The sequence below is a fragment of the Myroides pelagicus genome, from assembly GCF_009711055.1.
In the GTDB taxonomy this organism is placed as follows: Bacteria; Bacteroidota; Bacteroidia; order Flavobacteriales; family Flavobacteriaceae; genus Flavobacterium; species Flavobacterium pelagicum.
Genome location: NZ_WMJY01000021.1, coordinates 29,874 through 44,287, shown reverse-complemented (window position 1 = coordinate 44,287; position 14,414 = coordinate 29,874). Strand labels below are relative to the sequence as shown.

The following is a 14,414-nucleotide window of genomic DNA, read 5'->3' as shown; positions in this document are numbered from 1 at the left end:
AAAGTAATTGACTTCCTTATTTTTACAAATAAAAAACACCAACACTCCAAGTTTTTAATTTTCTCATTTTGCCTCATCTATTTTATTTTTTTTGCGACCAAAAATATAGTTAAACCCTGTATTTACAAGGCTTTATTCAATACTCCTGCGAGTCCTCTTCGGTAATACCCCCTATTTTCAGCACTTCTACCGAACAAGTCCCGAACAACACTCACACAAACTTCGATAAAGCCTGGAATTCATTAACTTTATCAATGGTTCGGTAACTGTCGAACTAACTTTTTCAGCAAAACTACATAGGCATTGTGCGAACTGTAAAAAACACCCATTTTTCATATTCAGTAATCAATACTTATAAAAATCAAAGATTACTAAGTTCAATAGTTTATTATAGTACTCTAGACATCAATAAATCTATTCAAGGTGATTTATGTAAAAATCTTGAGTATTAAAACATTTAACCTCATTTGACAAGTTTCTTTTTTCATAAAATATACGACAAAAACACATCATTAATGCATTAGGATAAAGTATTGAAAACTTCTTTAAAAGCTGATAAATGCTTATCTTTGTTTCTTTGCTAAAAAATATGATTAAGTCAGACGATACCATAGAAGTTTTAGGAGCGAGAGTACATAATCTAAAAAATATAGATGTGATTATTCCGCGCGAAAAGCTAGTTGTAATAACAGGATTATCAGGTTCGGGAAAGTCTTCCCTTGCCTTTGATACCATCTATGCAGAGGGACAACGCCGATACATTGAAACGTTTGCCTCGTATGCAAGACAATTTTTAGGAGGTCTAGAACGCCCTGATGTCGATAAAATAGAAGGATTATCACCTGTAATTGCTATCGAACAAAAAACCACGAACAAGAGCCCTAGATCTACTGTAGGAACGATCACAGAGATCTATGACTTCTTGCGTTTATTATTCGCTCGTGCTGGAGAAGCCTATAGCTATAATACAGGAGAAAAAATGGTCAGCTACTCTGATGAGCAGATACAGGAACTGATCATGAAAGATTTTGAAGGAAAGCGCATCAATATCTTAGCCCCTGTGGTACGTGCCAGAAAAGGACATTACAGAGAGTTATTTGAGCAAATCGCTAAGCAAGGTTTTCTGAAGGTACGCATTGACGGAGAGATTAAAGATATAGAGCCCGGTATGCGTGTGGATAGATATAAAACACACGATATAGAAATTGTCATTGACCGCATTGCAGTAGATCAAGAAGAGCTGACCTTACAGCGCATTGCTCAGAGTGTCAAAGTTGCCATGAATTATGGTGATGATATTATTATGGTCTTAGCACAAGATTCTGATAACTACAGATACTTTAGCCGACACTTGATGTGTCCAACCACTGGTATTTCATACCCAAAACCTGAGCCAAACAACTTTTCATTTAACTCTCCTAAAGGAGCTTGTGACTGCTGTAATGGTTTGGGCACGATCAATCAAGTCAATCTTAAAAAGATCATTCCCGATAATAAACTCTCTATCAAAGCCGGGGGAATAGCCCCACTAGGAGATGAGAAGAAATCATGGATATTCAAACAAATGGAAGTTATCGCAGAGCGCTATAAGTTCTCGTTAAACGATCCAATTTCGAAAATACCCGAAGAAGCAATGGAGATCATCTTGAATGGAGGAAATGAGAGCTTCTCAGTAGTATCTAAAGTAGCAGGAATCACCAAAAACTACAAGATAGACTTCGAGGGAATTGTCAATTTTATAAAAAATCAATTTGAAGAAAGCGAAAGTGCCTCTATCAAACGATGGGCTAAAGAATTTATGGACGAAATTACTTGTCCAGAATGTGGTGGTAGTCGCCTAAAGAAAGAAGCTTTATACTTCAAAATTGGAGAAAAAAACATTGGAGAGTTAATCCAAATGGATATAGAAACACTAATCAATTGGTTCAAAGAATTGCCAGAACAATTGAGTAGTAAACAAAGTAGTATTGCTAATGAAATCCTGAAAGAGATTAATACAAGACTTTCATTCCTTAGTGATGTGGGACTGACTTACCTATCGCTAAATAGAAGTTCTCGTACACTCTCTGGAGGAGAGGCACAGCGCATTCGTCTTGCCACACAAATTGGGTCTCAACTAGTAGGGGTACTTTATATCCTAGATGAACCAAGTATAGGACTACACCAACGCGACAATGAACGATTGATCAAATCACTAGAGTCATTACGCGATATAGGTAACTCTGTATTAGTAGTAGAGCACGATAAAGATATGATCGAACGAGCTGATTACGTCATCGACATTGGGCCAAAAGCTGGAAAAAATGGAGGTAAAATTATTAGTACTGGTACACCAGCTGAGTTACTTAAAGAAGATACCCTAACAGCTCAATACCTCAACGGTAAAATGAAAATTGAGGTACCAAAACACAGACGAGAAGGCAATGGTAACTTCCTAAAACTAGTGGGTGCTACAGGAAATAACCTAAAGAATGTATCCATTGAAATACCATTGGGAACTCTTACTTGTGTAACGGGAGTATCAGGTTCTGGGAAATCAACGTTGGTCAACGGAACTCTTTACCCTATTTTGAACACTCATTTTTTTAATGCTGTAGCTAAGCCACAGCCATACAAAAGTATCGAGGGAATCGAACACATCGACAAGGTGATCTGTATAGACCAAAGTCCTATCGGTAGAACACCACGCTCTAACCCAGCTACTTATACAGATGTATTCTCCGATATTAGAAGTCTATTCGCACAAACCCCTGAAGCTGCTATTCGTGGATATAAGCCAGGTCGATTTAGTTTTAATGTCAAAGGAGGAAGATGTGATACCTGTGAAGGATCAGGAGTACGAACAATAGAGATGGGATTTTTGCCAGATGTATATGTAGAATGTGAAACTTGTCAAGGAAAGCGATTTAATAGAGAGACCTTAGAGATAAGATACAAAGGAAAGTCTATCTCCGATATCTTAAACATGACTATTCAAGAAGCAGTCAAATTCTTTGAGAATATTCCGAAGATATATAGAAAGATAAAGACGATAGACGACGTAGGGTTAGGGTACTTGACATTAGGACAGCAAAGTACCACCTTATCAGGAGGGGAAGCTCAACGTATCAAACTAGCTTCAGAATTGTCTAAAAAAGATACGGGAAACACCTTTTATATTCTAGATGAGCCTACAACTGGCCTACATTTTGAGGATATACGTGTACTAATGGATGTAATAACTAAGTTGGTCGAGAAGGGCAATACCATACTAATTATCGAACACAACCTCGATGTAATCAAACTAGCCGACTACATTATTGATGTGGGCTATGAAGGAGGAAGTAAAGGAGGTAAAATTGTAGCTTGTGGTACACCCGAGGAAATAGTGAAAAATAAAAAAAGTTATACAGCTCAGTTTTTAAAAGCTGAATTAAAAAATTAGGATAATATGAAAGAAAATTTTGACAGCGAAGAAGCAAAAATCCAAGACAAATTCAAACAAAGATCTTGGAATGAAATAAAAACAAACGACTCATGGGCAATCTTTAAGATCATGTCAGAGTTCGTAAATGGATATGAAAGCATTGGCCGTTTAGGTCCTTGTGTTTCTATCTTTGGGTCAGCACGTACTAAAAAAGATAGTCCATATTACAAACTAGCCGAGGAGATTGCCTTTAAAATAAGTAAAGCAGGATACGGTGTGATCACTGGTGGTGGACCTGGTATCATGGAAGCAGGTAACAAAGGAGCACATTTAGGACAAGGAGTATCTGTAGGACTAAATATCGAATTACCATTCGAACAGCACTTCAATCCCTATATCGATCACGATAAGAACTTACAGTTCGACTACTTCTTTGTTCGCAAAGTAATGTTTGTCAAATACTCTCAAGGGTTTGTAGTAATGCCAGGAGGGTTTGGTACACTTGATGAGCTATTCGAAGCAATCACCTTGATTCAGACCAAGAAGATAGCAAAGTTTCCAATCGTACTAGTAGGAACAGAATTCTGGGGAGGCTTATTAGATTGGATTAAAAGTACAATCTTAGAAAAGCACAACAACATTTGCGCAGAAGATATGAACTTAATCAAACTAGTAGATACGGCAGATGAAGTAATTGAAGTAATTGATAACTTCTATAAGAAATACAATTTAACGCCTAATTTCTAGGTTATACATACAAAGGAAACACTCTTACAATCGTTAAGAAGGTTTCCTTTTTTCATATTATCACACCACTACAAAAAAAGAGAGCCTAATAAATAGACTCTCTTTTCTGTTTGTATCAAAAAACAATGACTTATAGTCCTAATGCTTTCTTAACTTCAACCTCTAAAGCTTCACCTCTTAGGTTCATAGCCAATACAATACCATTCTCATCAATTAAATAGTTTGCTGGAATACCTTGAATACCATAAGCTGATACAATAGGATCTTCCCAATACTTAAGATTAGATACTTGTGTCCAAGTCAGTTTATCTTTTTCAATTGCTTTTAACCATTCCTCTTCATTTTTATCTAACGAATACCCAATAATTTCAAATCCTTTATCATTATACAAGTTATAGACTTTAACAAAGTTTGGATTTTCTCTGCGACATGGTCCACACCAAGCAGCCCATACATCTACTAGCAAAAGCTTTTTGCCTTGCATATGTTCGTATAAAGTAACCTCATCTCCATTAGGATTTAAGGCTTTAAAATCACCTAACTTCTTCCCTACTGCTGGAATATCACTTTTTACTTCTGATAAAGACTTAATACCTGCTTGTGTCTTCTTTCCTAAAGTAGAACTTTTTAATGCAATAGGAAACTGATCAAACTCTTCTTGAAACTCCTTTGCAGATTTCACTTTAGCTTGTACCTCTTTAGACAAGATCAACAGTGATACAGAACTATTCTTATTAGCAGCTTTGAACTTAGCAGGGAAACTCTGTACATCATCAAGCATTAATTCATATTGTTTCTCAACTTCTGCACGTTTTTTCTGTGCTTCTTGATCACCTTCTTCCGCAGGCATCATTAGTGCTAGACCTTGCTCACTTAAAAAGTTTTGCAACTCTTGAATCTTAGGAGTCATAGCCGCCTGTAATTCTTGCAACTTGTCATTACCTTCTGTACCTCCTATTTTAATATTAGTCATCTCATCTTTATCATAAAAAATACTAATATCCCCTTTCTCTGCAATAAAAGGAACCGCTCCTAGAGATGATTCAGAATCACTGAACACTAAAAATGCTTCATCAATATCTGCGAAAGTATTTTCAAAAACTACTTTACTATCCTTCACTACAGCTTTAGATACTGTCGTTGGCTCTATTGCTCCTAAAGCTATTGTTTGTAATTCAACATTTGTCCCTTCAGGGATATTAGCAACCTCAGCAGTGATATGAGATTGTTTATTACAAGCCATTAAAAGTAGTGCTGACCCGAATAAAACACTTAATTTTTTCATTATTCTATATCGTTTAAATTTCTTCTAAAATAAGGAAGTTTTTAAGTTATCCACTATTTTTCTATCCACTTTTTAAAATCATTAACTTTTTCCCTACTAACAATCAGCTCATCATCCTGAAAATCTATCAGATTAATCTTTAAACGAGAATTAGAATAAGTATGTATTTCTTCTATAGCACTAAGCGCAGTAATAAACTTTCGATTAATTCGAAAAAAAGTATTTGGACACAACAACCTTTCAACCTCCTCCAACGTATAGTCAATAAGATAATTTCTATTGTCATACGTTTTGATATATGATGCCTTATTTTCGGAATAAAAACACATAATATCAGCAACCAATATAATCTTAATCTGTGTACCTATTTTCACAGCAAAACGCTCCTTATACTCTACAGTATTATTTGACATAAACTGTGTAAACATAGAAAGCTGCTCATTAAAACCAAAAAAAGCCTGCTTATTTTGAACATACTTTTCCACTGCGGCATTTAGTTCATCTTGCTGAATAGGTTTTAGCAAATAGTCAATACTGTTTAACTTAAAAGCACGCAAAGCATACTCATCATAAGCAGTAGTGAAAATAATCGAGCTATTGATCTTAACCTGTTCAAATATTTCAAAAGACAGCCCATCGGAAAGTTGTATATCCAAAAAGATAAGGTCTGGCTCTTTATTAGAGCCAAACCATTCTATAGCCTCTTCTACACTGGTCAATTTCGCATTTGATGTATAACCTAATTTCTCCAATTTGCGTTCTAAAGACCTAGCTGCAGGTTTCTCATCTTCGATGATTACTATATTAATATCTATCATTTTGTGTAATTTGATATGCTAAAGTGTTTTTTATTTTATCCATTTCTCTTTGCTCTAAACGATCCATCAGATAAGATAAACCCGGAATCAAAGCAGCAAAGTGAATGATAAATTTAAACAAAATCACCAATAACCAACAGATGAAAAACACATTCGTAAGCTGGGTTATATCTTGAGATACATTCCATCGCAGATAATCAGTATCTGCTGTTCTACCATACCAATAGCTCCATAAAATAAAAGCATAAAAAAGCAATTGTAAGATTAAATACACCGTCCGGTTTCGAAATGAAAACAAATAGGCCTTATATTTACTGAGTACTTTAGTACTAACTATCTTCTGCTGCATAACTATTGCCAATTAGCATTATCATTCTTGCGTTCATTCATGTACTCGCGTACTTTCTTATCCTCCCAATCTTTTCCTAAGAATAGATTGTAGTTGTATACTTTCATTGCGTGAGATCCCACAGCAATACCCCAAGCGAATAATGGAATAAAACTCCACATAAACCCATCATAAGTCATCAAATTTATCATTATCAAAAAGGCACTGACTAAAATAAAGGAGGTCAAATGAGCATAGAATTTTTTATATTCTTCTATTTTCTTTTTAGCTTCAATTAATAGCTCTTGATCAGATTCTTGTACGTCAATAATTTTCATATGTTCTAGTTTTTTAGTTAGTATTGGTATTTTTACAGAGAAGAAGTCTTCAGTCTCCTCAACTTTAATAGGTTTTGATGTCAATAAAGAATAACGAGTAGCAATATTCTCAAGTCCTATTCCCTTTCGGGTATCTATAATAGTTTTCTTATTCAAATTATTCCGAACTGTTAAATAACCTTCAGCTTCCTCTTTTATTACGATGTGAACAGGTTTAGACGAAGTTGCTTTATTGTGCTTAATAACGTTCTCCAAAAGCAGTTGCAAAGACAATGGAACAACCTTAGCCCCTTCCTGTTTAATCGCTTCAGGAAATTCGAAAGTCAAGCTATCTTCAAAGCGCATTTGCAATAACTCAATGTACATCTTAGCAAAAGCTAGCTCTTCTTCTAAAGGGACAAGCTCTTTGTTTTTTTGATCTAATATATAACGGTACGTCCTAGACAAAGATTGATTAAACGCTACTGCTTTTTCTTGATCCTCTTCAATCAAGGCACCCAAGACGTTTAATGAGTTAAACAAAAAATGAGGGTCAAGTTGATTCTTTAAACTTTCAAATTGCGCAGAGACAGCACCCGTTATTACTTTCTGTTGTACGATCTGCTGATTTTTAGCCATTGCATTAAGCCTAGTATAGATGTAGAATGCATAAACAATGGTCAGCAAAAAGGCAAAATTCAATACAGCTCTAAAATTGCCATTAAAAATAATTGTTTCAAACGATCGAGACTCCTGTATAATCACAACGTGAAACATCTTAATCATTAAACTAAGGAAGAAGAACACCCAGAAAAAGGCAAACGAACAATAAAACGTTAGTTTATTTACACTCTTCTCATCTTCCCGAAGCATTGTATTAATTAAGTCGGTATAGCGGTCGCTCAGAAACTTATTAATCAAAACAAAAAAGCCTCCGAAAAAGATCAAATAGCCGATATATAAGGGAAAATCTAAACCGTGTAACTTCAATATTGTTTTAAATAATACATAAGCTACAAAAGCTAATAGTACTATTTTAAAAATATCACCTGGTCTACTATCCTGCTGTCTTGTTGTACTCATAAGTTTTATTTTTCATAATATGTTGTTGATTTTCATCTGATACTTGCTCGATGGTATTTCCTTTATTTTCCACAAGTAAATTCTCAATAGCATTAGAATCAATTGATAAATCAAATAGTCCTAATATAGCATTAATCAAAAGTAAGGCAATAGAGATAATAACTTTCATAATCTTTGGTTTTTTGTTAGAACAAAGTAATAGCAAAATAAAAAGAGGAAAAAAGATAAACTACCCAACTGTAGAAAAACACAGATGAACTGTAAGATAGTAAATAGAAATATAAAAAACTGACTGTCAAACCCCTGAGATTAATGAAAAAAAACAATGATAAAAAGCTAGTAAATTTTATTAAAATACTGAATAATAAGTTTAAATTTGCTCTCTAACTCACAAGATAATTATGGTTTATAAATTTAGGGTAATCCTTGATACTGAAGAAGATATTTTTAGAGATATAGCGATATTAGATGACAGTAGTTTAGAAGACTTACACAATGCTATTGTTAATGCGTTTGGATTTGATGGAATGGAAGCAGCTTCTTTTTATGCTTGCGATGATCAGTGGGCTCAATTAGAAGAAGAGATTTCACTTTTCGACATGGGAGAAGATCAAAAAGCAAAGACAATGCACTCTACAACGCTTAATAGTGTACTAGACGAGGATAACACTAAAATAATTTATGTCTATGATTTTCTAAACATGTTTACTTTCTTTGTTGAATTAGGAGCTATTGAAGAAGAAGAGCCAGGAGTCGCGTATCCTGAGCTACTTTTCTCTCATGGAGTATTACCTGATTCGATACCTACACAATCATTCACAGCTACCCATGTATCAAATGAAGATATTTTCGGGGAGTTTGACGATGATTTTAATGACGAAGATTTTGATATGTTTAGTGGTGATGATAGTTTTGAAGACTTCGGATACGAAGACAATTGGAACTAAAACCTATTTACACGCCTATACAGGTTAAACTTTATATATAATTTTTTGCAATGATCAACTTATTTAATGCTCATATAGAGACACTTTCTATACACAGAGTTGGAAATAAAAGTAGAAATGAAGCTTTCTTCTTATCAGAAGATCCATATAAGCTAAATGACGAAATAGCTCCCTTATTAAAAGAATACTTCTTCAAGCCATTCCGCGAAAAAGAAGAGAGCTTTTACCAGTTTGCACATGACGTTGATTTAGAATTCAATGAAATGTTCAACTATGCAAGCGAATTATTTAATGCTCCTTCACGTGAGAAATCACATGAAGTATCTCAAAAAATAACCAAACACTTATTCGAACAATCGAATCACCCACACATCAAAAATGGAGAGGTGTACGTGACTTACTTAACCAATGTATCAATCGACAACAATACAGTTGATGCTATTGGTATATTCAAAAGTGAGATCAAAGCAGACTTTTTACAATTTGAAGAAAAAGGGTCAAATCTAGATATGATTCTACAACAAGGTATCAACCTGAATAAGTTAGATAAAGGCTGTCTTATCTTTAACTATAAAAAAGAAGAAGGTTATAAAATCTTAACTATTGACAGTAACAAATATGATACTCGTTATTGGTTAGAGCACTTCTTGTCTGTAGATATCTTCCAAGACGAAGCATTCATGACTAAGAAATATTTAAAGTTCTGTCAAGACTTCGCTAAAGATGTAGTATTACCTGCAGAAGATAAAAAAGAAGAAGTAATGTTTATGAACCGCTCTGTAAACTACTTTGCTAAAAATGATGAGTTTGAAGAAAGCAACTTCATCAACGAAGTAATTGAGAATCCAGACCTAGCAGCTGAATTTAAAAATTACAAAGTTGACAAGGCAGAGAAATACAGTATCGAAGATGTGAGTAACTTCCCTATTGCTAATAATGCAGTAACAGATGCGCGTAAAAAGATTAAGAACATTATTAATCTTGATACCAACATTCAAATTAAACTTGACTTTATCAACCCTGAGAGTGCTGATAAATTTGTAGAAAAAGGATGGGACGAAGAGAAACAAATGTACTATTACTTAGTTTACTTCAACAAAGAGCAAAAAGCTTAATACAATATATCCAATAAAAGGCTATTCGATTTGAATAGCCTTTTTGTTATCCATATAAATTATTCCTTATGAGAGAATTTCAATATATCCTAGTATCAGAGAACGCCTATCAAACAAATGATCTAATTAACTCAAACATCTCAGTGATTAATTATCTACGCGCTTCTGAGGTAAATGATGATGAGTTGCACCCAGACGCTTTCAGTAGCTATTGTGTAGACTATTTCTTCACCACTCTAAAGCAAGATGGACTAGCGAGCTATATATACAAAACCAAATGGGAGATTGAACTGATAGAGATTACCCATGCTGGGCTTTCAGCCATTGGTAATCAAGAATACACTGAATTCTTTGAAAAGCAAATACGAAAAGTAAAACTATTCAGTAAAATAAAACTAGATAAATTCTTAAATGCAAAAGAGGGAAGCTTAAAAGATATTGCTTCACAGCTTGAGGACCAGCAGCACAAATCATTTACCTCTGATTTAAAAGCAGACCATGAAAACTGGTTGCGCAATCACCCTGACTTAAAGGCCGTTACGATAGAAGAAATGCAAAGCATAATTACAGACTTCTGTAATACAGAAAATCCCCTAGAACAATAGTTCTCGGGGATTTCCTTTTATAAATACTTTGTTTAGTACAGCTTATTGCACATCAAACTCAATCTTAGAAATCTTCAACTCTTTTCCATCTCTTTCTAAGAAAACTCTCTCCTTGGTAGTCTTATTAGCATAAGTTACCTCATAATCGAAATAGAAATCTTTTGTTTTTTCCTTTTTGTTTTGTTCGGTTAGTTTCCAATCAGTCATTTTGAAACTTTGTACTGTACCCAAACTATCTTTTCTCTCTTTAATCACCTTTAATAAATCGGCTACTTGTTGATCTGTAAAACTATCATCATCTACATAGTTAGCAATAGAATCAAACTGCTGACTCATCACAAAACTATAATAATAACCAATCACACTTTCTCCTGCTCTCTGATCGCCTAACGATTTACTCTGCTTTGTATCTTTACAAGCTACAAAAGCTAATGCCATCAATAGAATAGTAAATATCTTTCTCATAACTAAACTTTTTGGGGTTAATAGATTAAATTATTTTAATACCGTTATTTTTAACTATCATAAATTTAGTAAAATTTTATGATTTAACCAAATCATTCCCACCTTAGATATAAAAAAAGTTGACAATACTTACTACTATTTTAATTTCCCTTGATGTTCTTTCGCAAATTTCTCCAATTTTGGCTTGATGACCATCTGACAATAAGGATTCACATCTCCTTTTAATGCAAAATAATCCTTGTGATAATCCTCTGCTACATAAAACTGCGTAGCTGGTGACAATACTGTAACTATAGGCATATCATAAACATGCTCCTGAGTAAGGATATCCATATATTCCTTAGCGATGCTATATTGCTCTTGATCAAAATAAAATATCTCACTTCTATATTGTGTCCCTACATCTTCTCCTTGGCGATTCAACGTTGTCGGGTTATGAGTAGAGAAAAACACCTCTAACAGTTGATTGTATTTAATTTCATTAGCATTATATTCTATTTGAATAGCCTCTGCATGGCCTGTGTCCCCTGTACATACTTGCTCATACGTTGGATTTTCGACATGACCTCCTATATAACCAGGTAAGACACTCAACACTCCTTTTAAGTTCTTAAAAACTGCTTCTGTACACCAGAAACACCCTCCTGCTAATATTGCTTTTTTTACTATACCTGTATCGCTCATAATTATTATTTTGAAAATTCTAAATTAAAAGTATTTCTTTTTCTATTGATAACAAAATACAACTACCTATAATCCTTTATCATTTTTTAAAACTTACTACTAAATAAGGCCTACAACTCACCTTTCTCCGTTTACTATAAACAAAGTAAACCTCTCTTTTTATCAATTTAGAACAACGAATCGAATTAACCTACATTTGACAAGAAGGATATTGTATAAAATCACTATTTTAGCCAGACAATTAAGTTTTGATACAGTATGATTAAAGCAACTAATATTCACAAGTTTTACGACGAGCTAGAAGTCTTAAAAGGAGTTGATTTACACATCAAAAAAGGAGAAATAGTATCTATCGTGGGAGCATCTGGAGCTGGAAAGACAACACTTCTACAGATTTTAGGTACGCTAGACCACCCTAGAAAAGACAATCAAACATCTTTGTTGATCAATGATGTAGATATTCTTAAACTAAACGATAAGGAAGTCTCTAAATTTAGAAACCTTAACTTAGGCTTTATCTTTCAATTCCATCAACTTCTTCCTGAATTTACTGCTTTAGAAAATGTATGTATTCCAGGGTTAATTGCTGGTAATAACCAAACTGAAATTCAAAGAGAAGCAATCAAACTTCTTACTCATTTAGGTCTTTCTCATCGTATCAAGCACTACCCATCTGAACTATCAGGTGGTGAACAACAGCGTGTAGCCGTAGCTAGAGCATTAATTAACAAACCACAAGTAGTCTTCGCTGATGAACCTTCTGGAAATCTAGACACACATTCTGCAGAAAGCTTACACAAGCTATTCTTTCAATTGAGAGATGAATTTGGACAAACCTTCGTCATTGTTACTCACAATGAAGAATTAGCGAATATGGCCGATCGAAAACTAACCATGATAGATGGTAAAATTATTTCAAAGGAATAAACAATGAACTTTACTGACTTAAAGGAATTCTTAGACGAAAAAGCAACTTTATACAACAACCCTAGTTTCATCACTGATGACCCTATTCAGATACCTCACCTATACTCCTGTAAGGAAGACATAGAGATAGCAGGCTTTTTGAGTGCTACTATAGCTTGGGGAAATCGTAAAATGATTATAAAAAACGCACATCGCATGATGGAGTTTATGGGTAATTCTCCTTACGACTTTGTGATGAACCACAAAGAAAGTCAACTGGATAGCCTTGCTACTTTTGTCCACAGAACCTTTAATGGAATAGACTTCGCTACTTTTATCGTTGCCCTACAGAATCTATACCGCAATCATCACGGACTAGAAGCTATGTTTGTAACTGATGCAAACTTGCAATTAAAGATTTCAGAGTTTAAAAAGACTTTCTTTGAAATTGAACACTTACCTCGCACACAAAAGCATATATCTGACCCTTTAAAAGGATCAGCTGCTAAGCGTATCAACATGTTTCTTCGCTGGATGGTCAGAACAGACAATGCTGGAGTAGATCTAGGTATTTGGAAAGAGATATCTCCTAGCCTACTTTCATGTCCGTTAGATGTACATTCAGGTAATGTAGCTCGTAAACTAGGTATGTTAAACCGCAAACAAAATGACGCAAAAGCCCTAACTGAATTAGATAAGGTTTTGCGTCAAATGGATCCTATCGACCCTGCCAAATATGACTTTGCTTTATTTGGTCTTGGAGCTATTGAAAAATTCTAATTCTTATATTGTTTGATAATCTAGCTTGACATTGTCGTAATAGATTGCTTTAACAATCCCATCAGACACTCCTATTTTTGGCACATAGATTTGCTTTGCATTACTCCATTTCATCGCGTTAGAATAAATCCGCAAAGCAGGTATAATTACATCTGCACGATCTGGATTCAATCCTAATTCTGATATCCTCTCGTCATATGTCATCTCTCTTAGGCGATTATATTGCTGCACAAGGTAACTATAAGTAAGTGGCTTATCTTGCGCCTTTGATGACATCTTGAATATTTTATTAATATTACCTCCTGAACCGACAACTACCAAATCCTTTAAATCCTTTGTATTCTCCTTCAACCAGATTTCCATATCTTTCCAAACAGCTTTGGTTACCATATCGTTAAGCAAGCGTACAGTACCATTTCTAAATGACTGAGAAGCCACTTGCACCCCATCTGAAAAAATAGTAAACTCTGTACTCCCACCACCTACATCAATATACATTACATTGGTAGATGTCTTTAAAAAATACTTCAAATCTGACGAAGCAATGATACTCGCTTCCTTCTCCCCATCAATAATACTGATCTTTATACCTGCCTCTTCAAATATCTGTTCTACGATTTGCTGGCCATTATCTGCTTCACGCATCGCACTGGTTGCACATGCCATATAACGCTCTACCTTATTTACTTTCATCAATAAGTAAAATGCCTTCATAGAATCAATCATACGCAACTTTGACTCCTCACTAATTTCTCCTTTAGTAAATGAATCTTGACCTAATCGCACTGGGACGCGAATCAACGAACTCTTATTGAAAATAGTAGACTTCCCTTTTTCTTCAACAATGTTTGTGATTAACAACCTCATTGCATTAGACCCAATATCAATTGCAGCGTATTTTTTTATTTTTAGCATAGAATTCTCTTTC

15 protein-coding genes are annotated in these 14,414 nt (G+C 34.5%); 7 read left to right on the top strand and 8 right to left on the bottom strand.

Going from position 1 to position 14,414, the window contains the following annotated elements; translation table 11 throughout:
• Window positions 1–589: 589 nt before the first annotated feature.
• Window positions 590–3,424, top strand: coding sequence for an excinuclease ABC subunit UvrA (gene uvrA, locus GJV77_RS10090; protein WP_155036232.1), 2,835 nt, complete (start codon window positions 590–592; stop codon window positions 3,422–3,424).
• Window positions 3,425–3,430: 6 nt separating this feature from the next.
• Window positions 3,431–4,153, top strand: coding sequence for an LOG family protein (locus GJV77_RS10085; RefSeq protein ID WP_155036231.1), 723 nt, complete (start codon window positions 3,431–3,433; stop codon window positions 4,151–4,153).
• Window positions 4,154–4,283: 130 nt separating this feature from the next.
• On the opposite strand, the gene GJV77_RS10080 is transcribed toward GJV77_RS10085, so the two are convergent.
• Genes GJV77_RS10080 through GJV77_RS10060 form a run of 5 tightly spaced genes read right to left on the bottom strand, consistent with a single transcriptional unit; the run spans window position 4,284 to window position 8,153 of the window.
• Entirely contained in the window at window positions 4,284–5,438 is a 1,155-nt protein-coding gene (locus tag GJV77_RS10080) for a TlpA disulfide reductase family protein (protein WP_155036230.1), read from the bottom strand.
• Between the two features lie 53 nt (window positions 5,439–5,491).
• Window positions 5,492–6,256 (bottom strand): LytR/AlgR family response regulator transcription factor, encoded by a 765-nt coding sequence (locus GJV77_RS10075; protein WP_155036229.1) that lies wholly within the window; start codon window positions 6,254–6,256, stop codon window positions 5,492–5,494.
• Window positions 6,243–6,605 carry a hypothetical protein gene (locus tag GJV77_RS10070; RefSeq protein ID WP_155036228.1) on the bottom strand — a complete coding sequence of 121 codons (363 nt, stop codon included), beginning with the start codon at window positions 6,603–6,605 and terminating at the stop codon, window positions 6,243–6,245. The genes GJV77_RS10075 and GJV77_RS10070 overlap by 14 nt, the downstream gene beginning before the upstream one ends.
• A 2-nt stretch (window positions 6,606–6,607) precedes the next feature.
• Complete coding sequence (locus tag GJV77_RS10065) at window positions 6,608–7,984, bottom strand: 2TM domain-containing protein (protein WP_155036227.1); 1,377 nt, start codon at window positions 7,982–7,984, stop codon at window positions 6,608–6,610.
• The gene (locus GJV77_RS10060; protein WP_155036226.1) at window positions 7,959–8,153 is read right to left on the bottom strand and encodes a hypothetical protein; all 195 of its coding nucleotides are present in this window, start codon (window positions 8,151–8,153) and stop codon (window positions 7,959–7,961) included. The genes GJV77_RS10065 and GJV77_RS10060 overlap by 26 nt, the downstream gene beginning before the upstream one ends.
• Window positions 8,154–8,385: 232 nt before the next feature.
• Here GJV77_RS10060 and GJV77_RS10055 point away from each other — a divergent pair, with 232 nt between their 5' ends.
• The 3 genes from GJV77_RS10055 to GJV77_RS10045 all read left to right on the top strand — a co-directional run bounded on the left by GJV77_RS10055 (window position 8,386) and on the right by GJV77_RS10045 (window position 10,651).
• Window positions 8,386–8,931 (top strand): IS1096 element passenger TnpR family protein, encoded by a 546-nt coding sequence (locus tag GJV77_RS10055; RefSeq protein ID WP_155036225.1) that lies wholly within the window; start codon window positions 8,386–8,388, stop codon window positions 8,929–8,931.
• 50 nt (window positions 8,932–8,981) lie between these two features.
• Window positions 8,982–10,046: a nucleoid-associated protein gene (locus tag GJV77_RS10050; protein WP_155036224.1), complete on the top strand. Its 1,065-nt coding sequence runs from the start codon at window positions 8,982–8,984 to the stop codon at window positions 10,044–10,046.
• A gap of 68 nt (window positions 10,047–10,114) precedes the next feature.
• Complete coding sequence (locus tag GJV77_RS10045; protein WP_155036223.1) at window positions 10,115–10,651, top strand: DMP19 family protein; 537 nt, start codon at window positions 10,115–10,117, stop codon at window positions 10,649–10,651.
• Between the two features lie 42 nt (window positions 10,652–10,693).
• Here GJV77_RS10045 and GJV77_RS10040 read toward each other — a convergent pair whose 3' ends face one another.
• Both GJV77_RS10040 and msrA read right to left on the bottom strand, forming a co-directional pair.
• Entirely contained in the window at window positions 10,694–11,116 is a 423-nt protein-coding gene (locus tag GJV77_RS10040; protein ID WP_155036222.1) for a hypothetical protein, read from the bottom strand.
• 135 nt (window positions 11,117–11,251) lie between these two features.
• Entirely contained in the window at window positions 11,252–11,800 is a 549-nt protein-coding gene (gene msrA / locus GJV77_RS10035; RefSeq protein ID WP_155036221.1) for a peptide-methionine (S)-S-oxide reductase MsrA, read from the bottom strand.
• Window positions 11,801–12,058: 258 nt separating this feature from the next.
• Between msrA and GJV77_RS10030 the strand changes: the two genes are divergently transcribed.
• Complete coding sequence (locus GJV77_RS10030) at window positions 12,059–12,727, top strand: ABC transporter ATP-binding protein (protein ID WP_155036220.1); 669 nt, start codon at window positions 12,059–12,061, stop codon at window positions 12,725–12,727.
• Between the two features lie 3 nt (window positions 12,728–12,730).
• Entirely contained in the window at window positions 12,731–13,486 is a 756-nt protein-coding gene (locus tag GJV77_RS10025; protein ID WP_155036219.1) for a TIGR02757 family protein, read from the top strand.
• Window positions 13,487–13,489: 3 nt separating this feature from the next.
• On the opposite strand, the gene GJV77_RS10020 is transcribed toward GJV77_RS10025, so the two are convergent.
• Window positions 13,490–14,401 carry a Ppx/GppA phosphatase family protein gene (locus tag GJV77_RS10020; RefSeq protein ID WP_155036218.1) on the bottom strand — a complete coding sequence of 304 codons (912 nt, stop codon included), beginning with the start codon at window positions 14,399–14,401 and terminating at the stop codon, window positions 13,490–13,492.
• Window positions 14,402–14,414 lie beyond the last annotated feature (13 nt).